This is a genomic window from Nonomuraea sp. NPDC049714, from assembly GCF_044465295.1.
Lineage (GTDB): Bacteria > Actinomycetota > Actinomycetes > Streptosporangiales > Streptosporangiaceae > Nonomuraea.
The window spans coordinates 121,880-138,951 of sequence record NZ_JBITLM010000019.1 but is presented as its reverse complement, the minus strand read 5'-3'; the positions used below and the strand labels follow the sequence as shown (position 1 = coordinate 138,951).

At 68.1% G+C, this 17,072-nt stretch carries 21 protein-coding genes, 2 tRNA genes and 1 riboswitch; of the genes, 15 read left to right on the top strand and 8 right to left on the bottom strand.

Translation table 11 applies throughout. The features are described from left to right. Positions 1 to 241: 241 nt before the first annotated feature. From ACIBQX_RS46870 to ACIBQX_RS46860, 3 genes are all read right to left on the bottom strand, one after another. On the bottom strand, positions 242 to 466 hold the full coding sequence (locus ACIBQX_RS46870) for a hypothetical protein (protein WP_397016611.1): 225 nt from the start codon (positions 464 to 466) through the stop codon (positions 242 to 244). Positions 467 to 1,065: 599 nt separating this feature from the next. Next, positions 1,066 to 1,956, bottom strand: a complete 891-nt coding sequence (locus ACIBQX_RS46865) for an NmrA/HSCARG family protein (protein WP_397016609.1) — start codon at positions 1,954 to 1,956, stop codon at positions 1,066 to 1,068. Between the two features lie 83 nt (positions 1,957 to 2,039). Continuing rightward, positions 2,040 to 2,480: a MarR family winged helix-turn-helix transcriptional regulator gene (locus ACIBQX_RS46860; protein WP_397016607.1), complete on the bottom strand. Its 441-nt coding sequence runs from the start codon at positions 2,478 to 2,480 to the stop codon at positions 2,040 to 2,042. A gap of 75 nt (positions 2,481 to 2,555) precedes the next feature. Between ACIBQX_RS46860 and ACIBQX_RS46855 the strand changes: the two genes are divergently transcribed. Beyond that, positions 2,556 to 2,915: a hypothetical protein gene (locus tag ACIBQX_RS46855; RefSeq protein WP_397016605.1), complete on the top strand. Its 360-nt coding sequence runs from the start codon at positions 2,556 to 2,558 to the stop codon at positions 2,913 to 2,915. A gap of 686 nt (positions 2,916 to 3,601) precedes the next feature. Here ACIBQX_RS46855 and ACIBQX_RS46850 read toward each other — a convergent pair. The 3 genes from ACIBQX_RS46850 to ACIBQX_RS46840 form a co-directional block, all read right to left on the bottom strand. Beyond that, positions 3,602 to 4,075: a Clp protease N-terminal domain-containing protein gene (locus ACIBQX_RS46850; RefSeq protein ID WP_397016603.1), complete on the bottom strand. Its 474-nt coding sequence runs from the start codon at positions 4,073 to 4,075 to the stop codon at positions 3,602 to 3,604. Positions 4,076 to 4,329: 254 nt separating this feature from the next. Continuing rightward, positions 4,330 to 4,998: an HAD family hydrolase gene (locus ACIBQX_RS46845; protein WP_397016601.1), complete on the bottom strand. Its 669-nt coding sequence runs from the start codon at positions 4,996 to 4,998 to the stop codon at positions 4,330 to 4,332. After that, positions 4,995 to 5,837 carry a GntR family transcriptional regulator gene (locus ACIBQX_RS46840; protein WP_397016599.1) on the bottom strand — a complete coding sequence of 281 codons (843 nt, stop codon included), beginning with the start codon at positions 5,835 to 5,837 and terminating at the stop codon, positions 4,995 to 4,997. The genes ACIBQX_RS46845 and ACIBQX_RS46840 overlap by 4 nt, the downstream gene beginning before the upstream one ends. Positions 5,838 to 5,975: 138 nt before the next feature. Here ACIBQX_RS46840 and ACIBQX_RS46835 point away from each other — a divergent pair, with 138 nt between their 5' ends. The 9 genes from ACIBQX_RS46835 (at position 5,976) to ACIBQX_RS46795 (ending at position 12,347) form a co-directional block, all read left to right on the top strand. Continuing rightward, positions 5,976 to 6,305 (top strand): hypothetical protein, encoded by a 330-nt coding sequence (locus ACIBQX_RS46835; protein ID WP_397016597.1) that lies wholly within the window; start codon positions 5,976 to 5,978, stop codon positions 6,303 to 6,305. A gap of 99 nt (positions 6,306 to 6,404) precedes the next feature. Then, positions 6,405 to 7,775 carry an FtsK/SpoIIIE domain-containing protein gene (locus ACIBQX_RS46830; RefSeq protein ID WP_397016595.1) on the top strand — a complete coding sequence of 457 codons (1,371 nt, stop codon included), beginning with the start codon at positions 6,405 to 6,407 and terminating at the stop codon, positions 7,773 to 7,775. Positions 7,776 to 7,855: 80 nt separating this feature from the next. Continuing rightward, positions 7,856 to 8,524 carry a DUF2637 domain-containing protein gene (locus ACIBQX_RS46825; protein WP_397016593.1) on the top strand — a complete coding sequence of 223 codons (669 nt, stop codon included), beginning with the start codon at positions 7,856 to 7,858 and terminating at the stop codon, positions 8,522 to 8,524. Beyond that, complete coding sequence (locus ACIBQX_RS46820; protein WP_397016591.1) at positions 8,521 to 8,934, top strand: hypothetical protein; 414 nt, start codon at positions 8,521 to 8,523, stop codon at positions 8,932 to 8,934. Before ACIBQX_RS46825 ends, ACIBQX_RS46820 begins: the two co-directional genes overlap by 4 nt. Then, a complete protein-coding gene (locus ACIBQX_RS46815) occupies positions 8,931 to 9,071 on the top strand; it encodes a hypothetical protein (RefSeq protein WP_397016589.1) in 141 nt (46 codons plus the stop codon). Before ACIBQX_RS46820 ends, ACIBQX_RS46815 begins: the two co-directional genes overlap by 4 nt. Next, positions 9,068 to 9,223, top strand: a complete 156-nt coding sequence (locus ACIBQX_RS46810) for a hypothetical protein (protein WP_397016587.1) — start codon at positions 9,068 to 9,070, stop codon at positions 9,221 to 9,223. Before ACIBQX_RS46815 ends, ACIBQX_RS46810 begins: the two co-directional genes overlap by 4 nt. A 430-nt stretch (positions 9,224 to 9,653) precedes the next feature. Then, positions 9,654 to 11,018 carry a replication initiator gene (locus ACIBQX_RS46805; protein WP_397016585.1) on the top strand — a complete coding sequence of 455 codons (1,365 nt, stop codon included), beginning with the start codon at positions 9,654 to 9,656 and terminating at the stop codon, positions 11,016 to 11,018. Then, positions 11,008 to 11,193: a helix-turn-helix domain-containing protein gene (locus tag ACIBQX_RS46800; protein ID WP_364950568.1), complete on the top strand. Its 186-nt coding sequence runs from the start codon at positions 11,008 to 11,010 to the stop codon at positions 11,191 to 11,193. Before ACIBQX_RS46805 ends, ACIBQX_RS46800 begins: the two co-directional genes overlap by 11 nt. Further along, positions 11,190 to 12,347: a tyrosine-type recombinase/integrase gene (locus ACIBQX_RS46795; protein ID WP_397016583.1), complete on the top strand. Its 1,158-nt coding sequence runs from the start codon at positions 11,190 to 11,192 to the stop codon at positions 12,345 to 12,347. Before ACIBQX_RS46800 ends, ACIBQX_RS46795 begins: the two co-directional genes overlap by 4 nt. Before the next feature lie 68 nt (positions 12,348 to 12,415). Here the strand turns inward: ACIBQX_RS46795 and ACIBQX_RS46790 are convergent. Then, positions 12,416 to 12,489 (bottom strand) — tRNA-Pro (locus tag ACIBQX_RS46790). Between the two features lie 89 nt (positions 12,490 to 12,578). Here ACIBQX_RS46790 and ACIBQX_RS46785 point away from each other — a divergent pair. From ACIBQX_RS46785 to ACIBQX_RS46775, 3 genes are all read left to right on the top strand, one after another. Then, positions 12,579 to 12,649 (top strand) — tRNA-Gly (locus tag ACIBQX_RS46785). Positions 12,650 to 12,742: 93 nt separating this feature from the next. Next, positions 12,743 to 13,372 carry a uridine kinase gene (locus ACIBQX_RS46780; RefSeq protein WP_397016581.1) on the top strand — a complete coding sequence of 210 codons (630 nt, stop codon included), beginning with the start codon at positions 12,743 to 12,745 and terminating at the stop codon, positions 13,370 to 13,372. A 59-nt stretch (positions 13,373 to 13,431) separates the two neighbouring features. Beyond that, complete coding sequence (locus ACIBQX_RS46775) at positions 13,432 to 14,742, top strand: TrpB-like pyridoxal phosphate-dependent enzyme (RefSeq protein WP_397016579.1); 1,311 nt, start codon at positions 13,432 to 13,434, stop codon at positions 14,740 to 14,742. Between the two features lie 43 nt (positions 14,743 to 14,785). On the opposite strand, the gene ACIBQX_RS46770 is transcribed toward ACIBQX_RS46775, so the two are convergent. Then, positions 14,786 to 14,908, bottom strand: coding sequence for a 50S ribosomal protein bL37 (locus ACIBQX_RS46770; RefSeq protein WP_397016577.1), 123 nt, complete (start codon positions 14,906 to 14,908; stop codon positions 14,786 to 14,788). A gap of 102 nt (positions 14,909 to 15,010) precedes the next feature. Here ACIBQX_RS46770 and ACIBQX_RS46765 point away from each other — a divergent pair, with 102 nt between their 5' ends. Both ACIBQX_RS46765 and galT read left to right on the top strand, forming a co-directional pair. Continuing rightward, on the top strand, positions 15,011 to 15,790 hold the full coding sequence (locus ACIBQX_RS46765) for a DeoR/GlpR family DNA-binding transcription regulator (protein ID WP_397016575.1): 780 nt from the start codon (positions 15,011 to 15,013) through the stop codon (positions 15,788 to 15,790). Further along, positions 15,787 to 16,866, top strand: coding sequence for a galactose-1-phosphate uridylyltransferase (gene galT / locus ACIBQX_RS46760; protein ID WP_397016573.1), 1,080 nt, complete (start codon positions 15,787 to 15,789; stop codon positions 16,864 to 16,866). Before ACIBQX_RS46765 ends, galT begins: the two co-directional genes overlap by 4 nt. Positions 16,867 to 16,932: 66 nt before the next feature. Then, positions 16,933 to 17,067: riboswitch (cyclic di-AMP (ydaO/yuaA leader) on the top strand. The last annotated feature ends 5 nt before the right edge of the window (positions 17,068 to 17,072 follow it).

Genomic DNA, 17,072 nt, shown 5'->3' with positions numbered 1-17,072 from the left:
CCCGCCCTGTCCGGCCGGATGTGTTCCGCCGAAGTCGGAAGCCCTGATCGGCCCCGGGCGGGCCGCGCTTCCGCGACACGTCAGCCTGCTCACCACAACCCAACAGCACTTCTCCGGCTACAACGTCATAGAAACCGCATCTCGCGGGCCGCATGGAGCCGTAGTCGCTCAGTCAGTCGCTCAGAAGGGCCCCCGAATCCGTTGAATGGCCTCCGATCGTCAAGCAGAACGGCAAGCAGGGCTACCCCGTGCAGGCCCTATTGCGCGTTATGCAGGTATGTTCTCGCGCCGGCCACTGCTCATCCATGGGCGCGCCCATGATGGCCTCTGCCGTCATCAGGGACGCCGTACCGTAATCGGTCTGCCACCCCTTCAGCTCACCAGGCGTGGTGCTCATCCAGCGTTCCACCGTCTCCTGGTCGGGCGTGGCGTCGTAATCCCACGCGATGCCGTCGAAGGACACCACGACCTGCCCCTTCCTCTCTGTAGGTGATCATCGCTGGGCCGTGGTCACTCCAGCCGACGTCCAGGCACACACCTGCCTGAGTAGCGGTATTCCCTCGTCGAGATGAAAGTGCGCGGTCTCGTCGAACGTGGCGGCTGTCATCAGGTTCCGGCCTCCGCCGTAAACGGCGAGGACGTCGTCCAGGGGGGCGCTCGTACACCAGGTGATCCACGGGATCATTCACCGCGATTGTCAAGCAGAACGACAAGCAGGTGGCAAGCGGCGCGGTAGGCCACTACCAGCACCGATCGAGCTGTACACGCCCTCCAGGACGTCCTTCGCACGGAGAAGCGCTGCAACACCAGGGGGTGTGAGCTTCCCATCGCGTCCAGCGCGCATCTGAGGTAGCCGACCATATGTCAATGAAGTTGATCCGCCTCTGGCCAGACGGAAACAAGGCCTCAGCGGCGCGGCGACCTCTCGACAACCAGTGTGCCGGTGTCGGCCTCGGGCACGCCCCGGGAGCTTCGTGACTACTTCAACCGTTGGCGGATACGTCGCCGTGCCCAGAGCGCCGAGACCGTGGGCACGATCGCGGGGCGTTCATCGCAGCCGGAGGCTCAGGAACCAACCACGTTTGTGGGCGCGGTCCAGCCGGTAGCTCGGATCCACCCGACCAGGTCCAGGGTGGCCGGCTCGATCGAGCGCACCGCCGCGAGGTCCGAAGGATATTCCGTCGCCTTCGCGAACTCGCGGAACATCGCCTTGTCGAGGTCGTTGGGAAGCACGCTCAACGGGAGGGCCTCGTACCGTGCCGGGAGCCCGGCGCGCGCGCCGAACGCCGCGGCGATCTGAGGGCCCGTCAGCTCGTCGCCGACGAGCTCGACGGCTCCGCCGGGCGCCTCCGCGGTGTCGAGCAGGAGCGCGGCGGCGACCCGGCCGATGTCACTGACCGAGATCATCTTCAGGGCGACGTCCTCCGGCAGCGGCAGCCTCAGCACGATCTCCCCATGCTCCAGGCTCGGTGCCATCACGCTCGCGAAGTTCTCCATGAAGGCGGTCGCGCGAACCATCGTGGCCCTCAGGCCGGACTTCCTCAGGTGCTCCTCGATCCAGTGCTTCGAGTCGTGCTGCGGCACACCCGACTCCCGGTCCGCTCCGAAGACCGAGTTGAACACGACGTGCGGGACGCCCGCCTCGACCGCCGCGTCGACGAGCGCGGTACCGATGCGGATCTCCGCCTCGACCTCTTCGAGGCTGTTCGCCTCCGGGGTCATGAAGGAGAACCCCTCGACGGTCGCCAGCGCGGCGGCCAGCGACGCCGGGTCGTCGGCCCGGATGGCCGCCAGCTCGACGCCGCGGGCGGCCAGCGCCTGAGCCCGGTCGGACTGCGGGTTACGGACCAAAGCCCGCACCCGCGCCTTGTGGTCCAGCAGCGCGTCGACCACCGCCCCGCCCTGTTGCCCCGTCGCGCCGAAGACTGCGATCGTGCCGGTCGTCTGTGTGCTCATCGCTATCACCCTTCACTAGTTCACGCCATGAACGAAACTAGTTCATGGCATGAACTACGTCAAAGTGCGGGTGTAGCGGGACCTCACGGTGTGATGGGTTGGTTCGAGGTGGGCGAAGAGAGGTCCGAGGTGTCCACGATGGCGGTGGCCACGCGTTCGAAGTCGCGCTGGTCGTCGGCGTCGAGGTTCCTCGCGATCTCGGGCAGGCGCTTGGCGACCTCGGCGTAAACGGCCTCGGCGAGTACCTTCCCCGTGGGCGTCACACTGAGCATGACGACCCGTCGGTCCTGCGCCGAGCTTGCCCGGCCGACCAACTCGCGCCGCGCGGTGCGATCGACCAGCTGGCTCAACGCGTTCTTGGTCATACCCAACGACGCGGCGAGTTCAGCCATCTGCCGCGGCTCGTTCCTGACCGCGCAGAGCAGCGTGGCCTGCGAGGGGGTCAGGTCGAACTCGGCGCAGATCTGCGCGTACTTGCGTTGAATCACAACCGAGAGCCAGAAGAGCTTGTCGCCATAGTCCACGCCGGCCTCCCCCGTCCGATGACGAACGATCAGCCTACTCGTCGCGGGTCGGCAGACCACGCCGCTCACCAGGAGATGCACACCTCTGCGAGACCGGCCTGGCACTCCTGCCCCAACCACGTTGATCGACTTACCCTGTCCCTTCACCACCTGCTGGCCGGTCCGCCCAAGGTCGGCAAGTCCTGGCTGTCACTCGCCACGGCCGTGGCCGCCGCCGAAGGCTCAACCATGCACGCCTACATCGTCGTCTCCCTCCTCACCGGTGCTCGGACGGAGGAACTGAGAGCGCTCAGGTGGGACCACGTGGACCTCACCGGGGACGCCCATGCGAGCCCGCCTCTCCCGCCGTACGTCGCCGTATGGCGCTCTGTACGAGCCAGCGGTGACACCAAGACCAGGAAATCCAGGAGAACGCTCGCAACGCGGACGGGATGAACCCGAAGGAGTGAACACTCCGAGAGCTGCGGTACAGCTTCGTGTCCCTGCCCTCTGACAACGGGCTACCGCTCGAAGAGATCTCCCGCCTGGTCGGCCACAGCAGCACGGCGACGACCGAAGCCGTCTACCGGAAGCAGATCCGTCCTGTGGTCCAGTCGAGGGCTGTGGCCATGGATCGTATCTCTGGAACGCTCCAGGCGTCATAGACAAGCAGAAGCCCCCTCCCGTTTCGGCAGGGGGCCTCTTTTGGCTGGTCGGGGCGACAGGATTTGAACCTGCGACTTCTTGCTCCCAAAGCCACTTGATCGTGAGCTGGACAAGGCTCGGAACGCGCCCTTACCTGGGAAAACAGTCAGAGTAAGTCCGTGAACGTCCGCGCTCGTACGCCTCGATCGTCACCCAGTTGGTCACCCACACCGCAGTGCTTGAGAGGGTCGGCTCATCCTGGCCCGCAGTCTGCCGACCAGGTCTCAACGATCCGGGCTTCGATGGCACGTTGGGCCAGCCTTCTGATCCGGTGGCAAGGACCGACGGAGTCGGTCCGCGGCAGCCGATCGCCCCGACCCCGTACAACGAGTACCGAAGTCAGCGATCGTCACGGCCTCAACTCACTTCGAAGTCAGCTGTCCGAGTCCCTCCGCGCAGGCGACGAAGCAGTACGTGCTCGACTGCACTGATGCAGTTCACGGGGCGTCGCCGTGGAGGACCTTGATGACCTGTGCGCGCGCCTGCTGGAGGCTTACGCCAAATACTTCGGCATCCTCATGAATGAGGCCGAGTAGCAGATGTTCGGTGCCAATGTACCGGTGCCCGAGTTCGGCGGCCTCCTGGCGAGCGAGATCGGTGATACGGCTGAGATCCGCACCTGCTGCGCGGGAGCGCGTTACGTCGACATCGATTCCAAGGCTGCTTAGCGTCATGACGGCTACGCCGTCGTTCAAGCGAGCCAGGCCCTCCAAGAGGTGACCGGCAGTGACACGGTCGTGGCCACGAGCGCTGGCTTCCTTCGCAGCCAGGCTCAGCACCTTCCGTGCGCGAACTGTCAGGAAATTCTCCAGAGGTTGATAATGAATCGTCTTCCTCAGGCTCAGCTTCCTCAGGCTCAGCTTCCTCAGGCTCAGCTTCCTCAGGCTCAGCTTCCTCAGGCTCTTCAGCATGACGTCCCATCCTTGAGAGCAACCTGTCACCAGTATGTGAGATGGGAACGTGATCCCGTGAGGCCCAATTGATATCTGCTCTGTCGTAAGCCAGCGTTCCGCATGTGCGGCGGGGCGGCCGGGCGGGACCGGCCCGGAGAGGCCGCACGCCCGCCCGGACCGCCCAGCCGCCCGCCGCCCATCGGGCGGCGGCTTGATGACGTAGGGAAGGTATGAATCATGGACCGCCCTATCTGCCTGTCGGTTGGGCGTCGTTACCGCTGCTCCGCAAGCTCGGCCATGCTGCGGGTCACCGCATCGGCTCCAGCCTGTGTGAGGCTCTCGGCCTTCCCCTGCTCATTGGCGTAGGCGATGCTGCGGATTCCTGCGCTACTTGCGGCTTGCATGTCGAAGTCGGAGTCTCCGATCAGTACGGCCCGTGCAGGCTCAACTCCCAGCGCCTTGCATGCGCGTAGCGTCGATTGCGGATGCGGCTTCATCTGTTCCGGCTCTCCGATGGGACGCCCGGAAACCGCGGTGACCCACTCCCCCAGGTCCGCCAGGGCGAGGAAGGTCTCGATGGCGGGCTCGGAGTTGTTGCTCACGATGGCGACCGGCTTGCCGGCCACTGCGCATGCTGCGAGGAACTCGCGAACGCCCGGTGTGATCGCGGCGCAGGTCGCTGCCTCGACTTCGTTGGCCATGAGCGTGGTCTCGACCTTGTCGACCACCTCGGGCGCGATGTCAGCGGTACGGCGCAGCACCTTGAGCGGGTCGTCCAGTGCCTCAACGTCCTGCGGCAGTCGTACCCCCTCCCTGACGAGCAGCTCCTTGAGTCGGGAGGCGACCACGGACGCGGGCAACCCGGAGAAGATGCTGCACACGGGCCCATCGAAGTCGAGCAGCACGGCATCGGCTTCGCGGAGGACTTGGGCGGGGGTCATAGGTCGACCTCGCGGCTGATGGTGGTCCACATGCTGTCGAACCAGCGGCGGGTCTCGGTGACGTACTGCGAGGCCATCGATGCGGGGTCTTCGGTGATCTCGTAGTGGAAGAGCAGCGCGTCCTTGCCCATGACGTCGTACAGCTCGTGCGGCTCGCCCTTGATGCGCACGGTGTGTTTGACGACGGGGTAAAAGCCGAAGAACACCCGCTCGCGGTTGATCACGTAGAACTTGAACGCGGGCGCGGTCTGGTGGGCGCGTACGTGGACGGTGGCGCTCTTGACGAGTCCGAGGTCGGCCAGCTCGTGGACGGCGTCGGCGATGGCCTGGGTGCTGCGCTGCTGGATGCGCAGGGCGCGGGTGCGGATCACCGGATCGTCGCTGAGGTCTTCGGCTCGGCACGGCAGGGACATGGGGTGTTCCATGTCGGGGACCAGGATCCGGATGCTGATGGTCTCAGGTGTGAGCCGTCCTAGCCGGATCTTGTCTAGGGGCTCTTGAAGCATCCCGTTGAGCGTCTCGCCGGAGAAGCCGGCGAAGTCGATGGAGACGTTCGGCTCCTCAAAGGCCCGTTCGATGTGCGGGCGGAGCTCGACGGGCCGTTCGGTGCGCTCGCGGACGAACACGCCGCTGCCTTGCCGGGAGACGACCAGGCCCTCGTCGCGGAGCAAGCGGATGGCCTGCTGGATGGTCATGCGCGCCACGCCGTACGTCTTCGCCAAGTCGTGGCCTGAGGGGAGCTTCTCCCCCGGCTCGAACTTCTTGGTCAGGATCGCGGCGCGCAAGGCGTTGGCGACCTGCTGGTACGGCGGGCGGGGGTCGTCAGGATCGAGACTCATCACGCAAATCAGCCTAGTTCTTCTAGGTTGCCTAGTCCAGTTACTCACACATGCTTGACATGGCTAGCCATGCTGGGCAACATGAACTCGTCAGCAGAGATGCCTAGCCAAGTTAGGCAACTTTCAGGGGAGTTCACCATGCGCAACATCCCCGTCGACATCACCAACATGGCCTTCATCGTCGCCGGTGAGCCCGAGCCCAAGATCGTGGACCGCGCCACCGGCGAAGTGAAGCGAGACGCCGAAGGGCGGGAGCTCTACACGATCCCGCTACTGCCCAAGCCGAACGACGACCGGCGCAACCCGGTGATCGTGGTGACGTTCCCGAGCGTGACGTTCCCGCAGATCCCCGAGGGCGTGCAGGTCCGGCCGGTCGGCCTGGCGGCGTTCTTCTGGTCCATGAACGGCCGCTCCGGTCTCGGCTTTCGCGCCGAGACCATCACGGTGGCCACACCGAAGGCGGCTTAGCCGCCGGTACACCCCTGGAGCGGGCGCATCGCCTGGCAGCTGTCCGCCCGCTCCCGGGTCTCGTCCCCTTTTCGATACTTCGAAAGGAACGTTCCACATATGTCCGACTGGCTGATCCCGCTGGCCATCACGGTGGCCTCGGTCTGCACGGTCCTGCTGGTGTGGCGCAGGCTGCATCCCGCCTCGTTCTGGCTCATGGTCGGCTACCCGCTCAAGACGCTGCACGTCTACGTCACCTGGGGCAACGTCGCCCTCGGTTGCACGCTCACCCGCCAGCGGCGCCGCTGGCGCTACACCCTGGACGGCCTGCCGGTCGTGGGTCACGCCACGATCGCCCTGTCGCAGCGGCGCAAGGTCCGCCGCGTCCAGATCGACAAGCCGCCCCGGCTGGGCATCATCCGCCCCTGCCGTCTCGGCTTCCGGCTCAACGTCAAGCTCATGGACGGCCAGACCCCGGATGACTACAGCGCCCGGCTGTCCAACCTCGCGCACGCCTGGCGCGTGCACTCCGTCCGGCTCATCTCCTCCCGGCCCGGCCGTGTCACGCTGCTGGCCACCCGAGGCGATCCACTGTCCGAGGTCCGCATCCCGGTCCTGTCCGAAGGGCTGCTGCGGGTGCGGGTCGGGCTGCTGGAGACCGGCGCGCCGTGGGTGGTCGACTTCCGTACGGTGCCGCACTGGCTCAACACCGGCGCGACCCAGTCGGGTAAGTCCACCCTGCTCAACGCACTGATCACCGGCCTGTCCGCGCAGCCTGTCGCGCTGGTCGGCTTCGACCTCAAGGGCGGCGTCGAGCTGACCGCCTACGGGCCGCGCCTGTCAGCCATCGCCACCGAACGCACCGAATGCGTCGGCCTGCTCAACGACCTGATCTGCCTGGTCAAAACCCGCATGGCCCTGTGCCGGGCGAACAAGACCCGCAACATCTGGAAACTCCCCGAGAACCTGCGCCCGACCCCGGTCGTGGTCCTGGTCGACGAGGTGGCCGAGCTGTTCCTGATGGCGCACAAGGGCGAGAAGGACGAGATCGCCTCCACCGCCACCGCGCTCCTCAGGTTGGCCCAGCTCGGCCGCGCGTTCGGCCTCTACCTGTTCGTCTGCGGCCAGAGGGTCGGCTCCGACCTCGGCCCCGGCGTCACCGCCCTGCGCTCCCAACTGTCCGGACGCGTCTGCCACCGCGTCAACGACCCCGAAACCGCCACCATGACCCTCGGCGACACCGACCCGGCCGCCCTGGACGCCGCCCGGCAGATCCCGGCGAACATGCCCGGCACCGCCGTCGTCGTCGCCGATGACGGCCGCTGGTACCGCGCCCGCTCGGTCTACGTCAGCGAAGAAGTCGCCGAGGCCGCCGCCCACGCCAACGCCGAACTCACACCCGCCTGGGCCGACCTGCTCACCGGCACCGACACCGTGACCGTCACGGACGCCGACCTCGAAGCCCTGGCCCGCGAAGGCGAACCCACCTAACCACCCCGCCCGCCACAGCCCCGGCGCATCGCGCCGAGTCCTTACCCCACCCATGCCCGAAACCGAAGGGAGGTGCCCTCATGGGCCGTATCCGCGCCCGGTTGCTCGACACCGGCCCCGTCCTGGTCCTGGCGGTGATCGCCGCTGTCGGCTCCTTCACCCACATCAGCGACCTGGCCGCCCGGCACGGGCAACGCGGCTGGCAGTCCTGGGCGGTCGCCGTGTGCATCGACCTGATGTGCGTGATGGCCGCCCGCGAACTCCAACGCGACAAGCGCACCGGCCGCCACCAAAGGCGCGTCATCTCGTGGCCCGCGCTCGTGCTGACCGGCGGCATCGTGCTCACCCTTGCCGCCAACCTGGCCACCGCACACCCGAGCGTGTGGGGCTGGATCACCGCCGCCACCCCGGCCGTGGCCTTCCTCGTCGCGGTCTCCATGTTGGAGCGCCGCGCCGCCCACCGCTCACCCAAGCCCGATGAAAAGCCGACGACCGAGGACAACGCCAGTACGGCCGAAACCGTCGAGCTGGTCGCCTCCGACGTCCCCGCACTGGACGCCGCCGCACCTCACCCGGCCGAGCACGGGCCGTCGCCGGCACTTCTGACCTACGCCCGCCGCCTGGCCGACGACCACCAGGCCACCCACCACCGCCCCATCACCGGCGAACACCTCGCCACCCGCATGCACGTCTCCGCCGACCTGGCCACAGACCTGCTCACCCAGATCAGAAGGGAACCCGTCACATGACCAACCCCACCCCGAACGAGCTGACCGAAGCCGCCCGCGCCTGGGCCCGAGGCTCCTACGCCCTGGAAGCCGCCGTCGAGCTGCTCATCCGTCACGACGTCTGGCTGACCCACAGGGAGTTCCGCCGCTACGCCATCGACTACGTCACCGCCACCTACACCCGCGTCCCATACGCGGTCATCGACTGGCGGGCCGCACACCTCGCGCTCAACCGAGGCTGCATGCCCTGCTCCGGCTCCGAGGCCGCCATCCTGCGCATCGCCCTCTCCCTGGCTGACGGCCTACCGGTCGAACTCGGCCCCGCCATCACCGGCCTGGACACCACCAACCTCGCCCACGTCCTGGCCGCCATCGGCCACGCCAGCGGCAACCGCGTCGCCTGGATCGGCAAGCAACAAGGCCCGGCATGAAACAGCCCTACTGCCTCCGCTGCCTCGGCTCCGGCACCATCATCGCCTACCGCAGCCACCCGCACCCCACCGGCCAGACCCTCGTCATCGAGACCACCGAGACCTGCCCCACCTGCCGTGGAAAGGGCACCCGATGACCACCAAGCGCAGCCGTACCAAGAAGCCCGTCTGCCAGACCTGCCAGGGCGAAGGACAGGTGGAGACCTTCGAGATCCTCGGCCGGGGCAAGAACACCATCCGCATCGATACCTGGGCCCTGTGCCTGGACTGCTGCGGCGCCCACCCGTGACCCGCTTACCGTGCCCGTTCTGCACCTGCTGCGCGCGCTACGGCTGCGACTTCGACGGCGACCCCGCCGACTGCGACACCACCACACCGGACGAGCCCTGTCCCTGCACACCACAAGGAGGTGAACCCGAATGATCTGGTTCTACGTCTGTGCCACCTGCAACGGCACCGGCCTGTACGACGACGACACCTGCCGTGACTGCTCCGGCACCGGCATCGACAACCAGAACTAACCGCGACGACGCCACCACGGGACGGCTCAAGCCTGGCAGCCCGCCGTCCCCGTGGGGCGTCACCCTCCGCACTCAACGAAGGACCTCCAGTATGCGCCACCGGCCCTGCCCGGAATGTGACGGATACGGCTCCGTCCACGCCCACCACCTGATCACCCCCTACCGCCCGTGCTGCGAAGGCAGCGGAGAGGAGGCTCAGTGACCGAAACACCCGCCCCACTCGGCGACCTCATCGGCCCCGTCATCCGGGACCTGGCCCGCCGCTCCAACCACGACGTCACCCGCTGGCTGCACCAGGTCGACCGACTCCGCGGCTGCACCGACCCGATCCGCCTCACCGGCGAGTCCACCACCCTGCACGGCACCACCGGCGAACTTCTGCACACCTACACCACCCGCGACGAACCACACGGCCAACTCCTGATCCGCTGCGGCAACCGCCGCGCCTCACGCTGCCCGGCCTGCGCCGAGACCTACCGCCAAGACACCTTCCACCTCATCCGCGCGGGCCTGCTCGGCGGAACCAAGGGAGTCCCGGAGATCGTCCGAACCCACCCGCGAGTCCTCGCCACCCTGACCGCCCCGTCCTTCGGCCCCGTCCACCGAGGCCCCGACAAGGACGGCACGCTGAACCTCTGCCATCCGCGCCGGACCGGCCCGTCCTGCTTCACCCGCCACCAGAAGGGAGACCCGACCATCGGCCAACCGCTCGACCCCGACACCTACGACCACCCCAGCCACGTCCTGTGGAACGCCCACGCCGCCGCCCTGTGGCACCGCTTCACCGTCTACCTCCGCCAGCACCTGGCCGCCGCCACCGGCCTGACCCGCAAGGAGTTCGCCCGCACCACCCGCCTGTCCTTCGCCAAGGTCGCCGAATACCAAGCAAGGGGCGTCGTCCACTTCCACGCCGTCATCCGCCTCGACGGCCGCAACGACGACACCCTCACCGCACCGCCTGCCTGGGCCACCCTCGACCTGCTCACCACCGCCATCACCTCCGCCGCCAAGGCCGTCCGCCTGCCCGCCCCGGAGACCGGGCAACCACTCACCTGGGGCACCATCGACGTCCGCCCGATCCAATCAGCCGGCCTCGACGCCGATGCCCTGTCCGAGGCCGCCGTCGCGGGCTACATCGCCAAGTACGCCACCAAAGCCGCCGAAACCTCCGGCACCCTGGACCACCGCGTCACCCACCACGACCTCACCCGCCTGCACACCCACGGCGTCACCGACCACGCCGCCCGCCTGATCCGCACCGCCTGGGACCTCGGCAACCCCGACACCCACCCGATCCTGGCCCCGCTCCGCCTACGCCAATGGGCCCACATGCTCGGCTTCCGAGGCCACTTCTCCACCAAAAGCCGCGCCTACTCCACCACCCTGACCGCCCTACGCCGCGTCCGCCTGGAATACCGCGAAGCCCAAGAACTGCAACGCCTGCCCTACGACCCAACCAGCACCCTCGTACTCGCCCACTGGAAATACGCCGGACAAGGCTTCACACCCGGCGAGTCCGCCCTGGCCGCCACGATCAACGAAGGAGGCAAGCATGGCCGATGACGTCCAGCTCTACCGCGTTCCTGACGCCATGCTGAAGCTCCGCATGAGCCGCAGCGTGATCTACGAGCAGCTACGCTCCGGCCGCCTCCGCTCGGTCAAACAGGGCCGCTGCCGCCTGATCCCGGCCAGCGCCCTCCGCGAGTACATCGCCCTGTTGCAGCAGGAGGCGTCATGACCAAGCGCCGAAGCCGTGGGGACGGCGGCCTCCACTGGGACGAGGACCGGCAACGCTGGATCGCCTCGCTCACGGTGGGCTACACGCCTGCCGGGAAACGCATTGTCAAGAAGGCCAGCGGCAAGACCAAGACCGCCGCCAAGGACAAGCTCAAAGAGATCGTCCGGGACTACGAGGATGGGCTCGCCATCGCTCCCGGGGACTACACCGTCGAACGGGCCGTGAACGATTGGCTGGCCTACGGCCTGAACGGTCGCGATCCGCGAACGGTGGAGTCCTACACGATCCTGTGCCGGAAGCACGTCATCCCCGCCCTGGGCAAGCGCAAGCTCCGCGACCTCAGCGCCGAGGACGTGGACAGGTGGTTGGCGGACAAGGCGAAGACGCTCAGCACCCGTACCTTGCAGATCATTCGGTCCTGCCTGAATCGCGCCCTCAAACGGGCGATGGCCCGCGACAAGGTCAAACGGAACGTGGTGGAGCTGTGTTCAGTGCCCGTGGGAAAGGCGGGTCGCCCGTCCAAAGCGCTGACGTTCGCCCAGGCGGACGCCGTACTCAAGGCTGCGGACGGAACACGGCTGTACGCCTACGTCGTGGTGTCCCTGCTCACCGGTGCGCGCACGGAGGAGCTCAGGGCTCTGACGTGGGACCACGTCGATCTGGAAGGAGATCCGAAGGCCGTCCCGCCCGTGCCTCCGCATGTGGCGGTGTGGCGGTCGGTCCGTGCGGGCGGGGACACGAAGACACAGAAGTCCCGGCGCACGCTCGCCCTGCCTCGGCGCTGCGTGGAGGTGCTCCGGCTACATCGGAAGGACCAGCGCCGCGAGCAGGGAGACTCCTGGACCATCGGAGGACTGGTGTTCGCCTCGTCGGCCGGTACGGAGCTGGACGCCTCGAACGTCCGGCGTGCCTTCCGCGTCGTCATCAGGGATGCCAAGGGCCTGAACCCCGCCGAGTGGACGCCCCGCGAACTGCGCCACAGCTTCGTCTCGCTGCTCTCGGACAACGGCATCCCGCTGGAGGAGATCTCCCGGCTCGTCGGCCACAGCAGCACGGCCGTGACCGAGGCCGTCTACCGCAAGCAGATCCGGCCCGTCCTTCAGGCCGGTGCCGTGGCCATGGACCGCATCTTCGAGGGCCGCGCGGAGCCGTAGTCACTCACTTAGTCACTCAGAAGGCCACTCCCCATCAGGGTGAGTGGCCTTCGTGCTGGTCAGGCAAGTCGGGGCGACAGGATTTGAACCTGCGACTTCTTGCTCCCAAAGCAAGCGCGCTGCCAAGCTGCGCCACGCCCCGTTACGTCGGTTACGCACACGCTCCGGGACTCCGGTACGCTTACGCCCTGACGACCGGATGAAGTCTAGTCCAGAGTTCGACCGGTTCGCGCGGACGTAGCTCAATGGTAGAGCCCTAGTCTTCCAAACTAGCTACGCGGGTTCGATTCCCGTCGTCCGCTCTCGGCACGAAAGGCCAGGTCATCCCCATGGGAGCCTGGCCTTTCGCATCCGCGCGCGTCCGTACCGGATTCGCGGCTCGTAGGCTCACAGGGGTGCGGGCACGAGCGATCTCCATGGAATCGCTGGTCGACGAGCTGGCCGAGTCGATCTCGGGCCGGCCTCGGGACGCCTGGGTGCGGGTGGCCGTGGACGGGGCGGCCGCGGCGGAGCCCGGGAAGCTGGCCGATCGGCTGGTCACGCCGCTGCGGGTGCGGGGGCGGACGGTGTTGCGGGTGTCCGCGACCGACTTCCTGCGGCCCGCCTCGCTGCGGCTGGAGTACGGGCGGACCGATCCGGACGTGTTCTACGACGAGTGGCTCGACACGGCGGCGCTGGCGCGGGAGGTGCTGGAGCCGCTCGATCCGGGGCGGTCGGGCAAGGTGCTGCCCGCGCTGTGGGACAGCCGGGTGGATCGGGCGTTCCGGGTGCCGTACGAGACGTTGCCCGCCGGTGGGGTGTTGCTGCTCGACGGGACGCTGCTGCTGGGCAGAGGGTTGCCGATCGAGGTGAGCGTACATCTGTGGTTGTCGGCGGGGGCGCTGGCGCGGCGGACGGCGGCGGACGAGCGGTGGCGGCTGCCCGCGTACGAGCGGTATGAGCGGGAGGTGCGGCCGGCGGATGTCGCGGATGTGGTGGTGCGGGCGGATCATCCGCATCGGCTGGCGGTCAAGGTCGCACGGTGACACCGCGACACCTGGCCGCGAGCCTGGAACCCGGCCGCTGACCGGCGCAGACTGGGACGATGATCCCCAGCCACTGGTACAACATCGTTCCCGACCTGCCCACGCCGCCTCCGCCGCCGCTGCACCCGGCCACCAGGCAGCCGGTGGGGCCGGAGGATCTGGCTCCTCTGTTCCCCATGGAGCTCATCCGGCAGGAGGTGAGCCAGGAGCGGTTCGTCGCCATTCCGCAGGAGGTGCTCGACGTCTACCGGCTCTGGCGGCCCACTCCGCTGCTGCGGGCGCGCAGGCTGGAGAAGGCGCTCGGCACGCCGGCCCGCATCTACTACAAGTACGAGGGCGGCTCCCCGGCGGGCTCGCACAAGCCCAACACCGCCGTGCCGCAGGCCTACTACAACGCCCGCGAGGGCGTGCGCGGCCTGACCACGGAGACCGGCGCGGGACAGTGGGGCAGCGCGCTGGCCTTCGCCTGTGCCCAGTTCGGCCTGGAATGCCAGGTCTGGATGGTGCGGGCCTCCTACGAGCACAAGCCGTACCGACGCTCGCTCATGCAGGTGTACGGCGCGACGGTACACGCCAGCCCGTCCCCGGTGACGATGGCGGGGAGCAAGGTGCTGGCCGGGGAGCCCGACTCGCCGGGCAGCCTGGGCATCGCGATCAGTGAGGCGGTCGAGGTGGCCGCCGCCGAGGCCGACACCCGTTACGCGCTCGGCTCGGTGCTGAACCATGTGCTCATGCACCAGACGGTGATCGGCGAGGAGGCGCTGGCCCAGCTCGACGAGATGCCCGACGTGATCATCGGCTGCACCGGCGGCGGCTCGAACTTCGCCGGTCTGGTCTTCCCGTTCCTGCGCGAGAAGCTGGCCGGGAAGATCGATCCGACGCTGCGCGCCGTCGAGCCCGCCGCCTGCCCCTCGTTCACGCGGGGCCGTTACGCCTACGACTTCGGCGACACGGCGGGGCTCACGCCGCTGCTGAAGATGCACACGCTGGGCCACGACTTCGTGCCCGACCCCATCCACGCGGGCGGGCTGCGCTATCACGGCATGTCGCCGCTGCTGTCGCACCTGTACGAACTGGGCCTGTTCGAGGCGGTCACCAAGTCGCAGTCGGAGTGTTTCGAGGCGGGCGTGCGGTTCGCCCGCACCGAGGGCATCGTCCCCGCGCCGGAGCCCACGCACGCGCTGGCCGAGACCATCGCCGAGGCGTTGCGCTGCAAGGAGAGCGGCGAGGACAAGGTGATCCTCACCGCGCTGTGCGGCCACGGCCACTTCGACCTGGGCGCCTACGACCGCTACCTGTCCGGCCGGATGGAGGATCTGACGCTGTCGCAGGAGCGCATCGACGAGGCCCTCAGCGAGCTGCCGGGGTAGGTTCCGCCCGTGGTGAGGGAGCTCACCGCGGGCGGGTGAACCGTCAGCGCGCGGTGGGGCGCTTGCCGTGGTTGGCCTTCTTCTTCCTGCGTGCCTTGCCCTTACGGGCGCGCCTGGCCATGGGCTCATCCCTCCCGGACTCGGGGTGCGGCTTGCCGTCCTCCAACGTCTCTCCTGGGCCGGTCAAGCACAAGCCCATCCAATGACCTAACATTCCCCAACATATGCGTGTCATAATTTGGTGGAATCTGTTGGAAGGAGCGGGGGCGTGCTCGCACAGCAGCGGCAACAGGCGATTCTCGAACGCGTCCGCGGCGCCGGCGGCGTCCGGGTGGCCGATCTCGTACGCGAGCTCGGCGTCTCCGACATGACCATCCGCCGCGACCTTGAGGTGCTCGCCGAACGCGGGCTGCTGGAGAAGGTGCACGGCGGCGCGACGGCGCTCGGCCCCGGCTCCACCGAGGAGCCCGGCTTCACCGCCAAGTCCGCCCGCCAGCAGCAGGAGAAGGAGCTGATCGCCCGCCGCGCCGCCCGGCTCGTGCGGCCGGGCACCGCGGTCGCGCTCTCGGCGGGCACCACGACGTGGGCGCTGGCCCACCACCTGATCGGAGTGCCCGAGCTCACGGTGATCACCAACTCGGTCCCGGTCGCCGACGTCTTCCATCGCAACCCCCGCGCCGACCGGACCGTGGTGCTCACCGGCGGCGTCCGCACGCCCTCCGACGCGCTGGTCGGCCCGGTGGCCGTGGCGGCGATCCGCCGGCTGCACGTGGACACCCTCTTCCTGGGCGTGCACGGGATGAGCGCGCGGGCCGGGTTCACCACGCCCAACCTGCTCGAGTCCGAGACCGACCGGGAGCTGGTGACCGCCGCGCACCGGCTGGTCGTACCGGCCGACCACACCAAGTGGAACACGATCGGCATCAGCACCATCGCCGAGCTGACCGAGGCCGACGTGGTCATCAGCGACGCGGGGCTGCCCGAGGACGCACGTATGGAGCTGGCCGAACGGGCCGGCGAACTGATCATCGCGGAGGGCTCGCAGTGAAGCGCACCATCACCCATCTGGCCGACGGCCGGGAGCTGATCTACTTCGACCGGCGCGACGACGCCGACCGGAGCGCGATCGACCGGCGACCCCTCGGGCCGCGGCCGGTGGCCTCCGAGCTGCGCTACGACCCGCTGACCGAAGAGTGGATCGCGATGGCGGGGCACCGGCAGACGCGTACGTTCCTGCCGCCGGCCGACGAATGCCCGCTCTGCCCGTCGTCCGACACCCGGTCGTCGGAGATCCCGGCGCACGACTACGACGTGGTGGTGTTCGAGAACCGCTTCCCGTCCTTTTCCGGAAATATCGGCTCTTATGAGGAAGCGGGCGGGCTGAGTGAGGTCCGGCCGGGGTTGGGACGGTGTGAGGTGGTGTGCTTCACCGCCGAGCACTCCTCCTCCTTCTCCCGGCTCTCCGACGAGCAGGTCGAGCTGGTCATGGAGGCCTGGGCGGACCGCACGGCGGAGCTGTCCGCGATCGAGGGCGTGGAGCAGGTCTTCTGCTTCGAGAACCGCGGCGAGGAGATCGGCATCACGCTCTTCCACCCGCACGGCCAGATCTACGCCTACCCGTACGTGACTCCCAGGACCAAGCTGCAGCTCGCCGCCGCCCGCCGGTACGCCGAGCGGCATCAGGGCCGCAACCTGTACGCCGACGTGCTCGACGCCGAGCGGGCCGGGCCCCGGGTGGTGGCGGCGAACGAGCTGTGGACGGCCTTCGTGCCCGCCGCCGCCCGCTGGCCGTTCGAGGTGCACCTCTACCCGCACCGGCAGGTACCGGACCTGGCCGCGCTGTCGGAGGCCGAGCGGTCCGCCTTCGCGCCGCTCTACACCTCGGTCCTGCGGGCCCTGGACGGCCTGTTCGACGTCGCGATGCCGTACATCTCCGCCTGGCACCAGGCGCCGGTGCGGCAGGACCGTGAGCTGGGCTATCTGCACCTGGAGCTGTTCAGCATCCGGCGGGCGCCCGGCAAGCTGAAGTTCCTGGCAGGATCGGAGTCGGCCATGGGCGCCTTCGTCAACGACGTGCTCCCGGAAGAGGCCGCGCGCATGCTTCGATCACAGGTAGATCACTGATTGATTTCCGATTGGAGTCGCGTTACCCGGGATCTACCACTAATATCCCTTGAGGCATGGCCGTAACGCTGTGCCACGCCTAATCCGGGCGAGTCGCCTGGAGCCGGGGACCCACCGCATCTGGGGTGAATCCACTTCGGTGGTAGGGAGCTCTCTGACCCGAACCCGTCAGCTAACCCGGTCGGCTGAGGGAGAGGAACCCGTTC

Bases quoted from the DNA above. Each gene is read 5' to 3' on its own strand.
- ACIBQX_RS46830 (WP_397016595.1), top strand. From the start codon at position 6,405: ATGTCCGACTGGCTGATCCCGCTGGCCATCACGGTGGCCTCGGTCTGC.
- ACIBQX_RS46845 (WP_397016601.1), bottom strand. From the start codon at position 4,998: ATGACCCCCGCCCAAGTCCTCCGCGAAGCCGATGCCGTGCTGCTCGAC.
- ACIBQX_RS46840 (WP_397016599.1), bottom strand. From the start codon at position 5,837: ATGAGTCTCGATCCTGACGACCCCCGCCCGCCGTACCAGCAGGTCGCC.
- ACIBQX_RS46810 (WP_397016587.1), top strand. From the start codon at position 9,068: ATGACCACCAAGCGCAGCCGTACCAAGAAGCCCGTCTGCCAGACCTGC.
- ACIBQX_RS46775 (WP_397016579.1), top strand. From the start codon at position 13,432: ATGATCCCCAGCCACTGGTACAACATCGTTCCCGACCTGCCCACGCCG.
- ACIBQX_RS46850 (WP_397016603.1), bottom strand. From the start codon at position 4,075: ATGCTGAAGAGCCTGAGGAAGCTGAGCCTGAGGAAGCTGAGCCTGAGG.
- ACIBQX_RS46825 (WP_397016593.1), top strand. From the start codon at position 7,856: ATGGGCCGTATCCGCGCCCGGTTGCTCGACACCGGCCCCGTCCTGGTC.
- ACIBQX_RS46855 (WP_397016605.1), top strand. From the start codon at position 2,556: ATGCACACCTCTGCGAGACCGGCCTGGCACTCCTGCCCCAACCACGTT.
- ACIBQX_RS46795 (WP_397016583.1), top strand. From the start codon at position 11,190: ATGACCAAGCGCCGAAGCCGTGGGGACGGCGGCCTCCACTGGGACGAG.
- ACIBQX_RS46865 (WP_397016609.1), bottom strand. From the start codon at position 1,956: ATGAGCACACAGACGACCGGCACGATCGCAGTCTTCGGCGCGACGGGG.
- ACIBQX_RS46820 (WP_397016591.1), top strand. From the start codon at position 8,521: ATGACCAACCCCACCCCGAACGAGCTGACCGAAGCCGCCCGCGCCTGG.
- ACIBQX_RS46815 (WP_397016589.1), top strand. From the start codon at position 8,931: ATGAAACAGCCCTACTGCCTCCGCTGCCTCGGCTCCGGCACCATCATC.
- ACIBQX_RS46835 (WP_397016597.1), top strand. From the start codon at position 5,976: ATGCGCAACATCCCCGTCGACATCACCAACATGGCCTTCATCGTCGCC.
- ACIBQX_RS46800 (WP_364950568.1), top strand. From the start codon at position 11,008: ATGGCCGATGACGTCCAGCTCTACCGCGTTCCTGACGCCATGCTGAAG.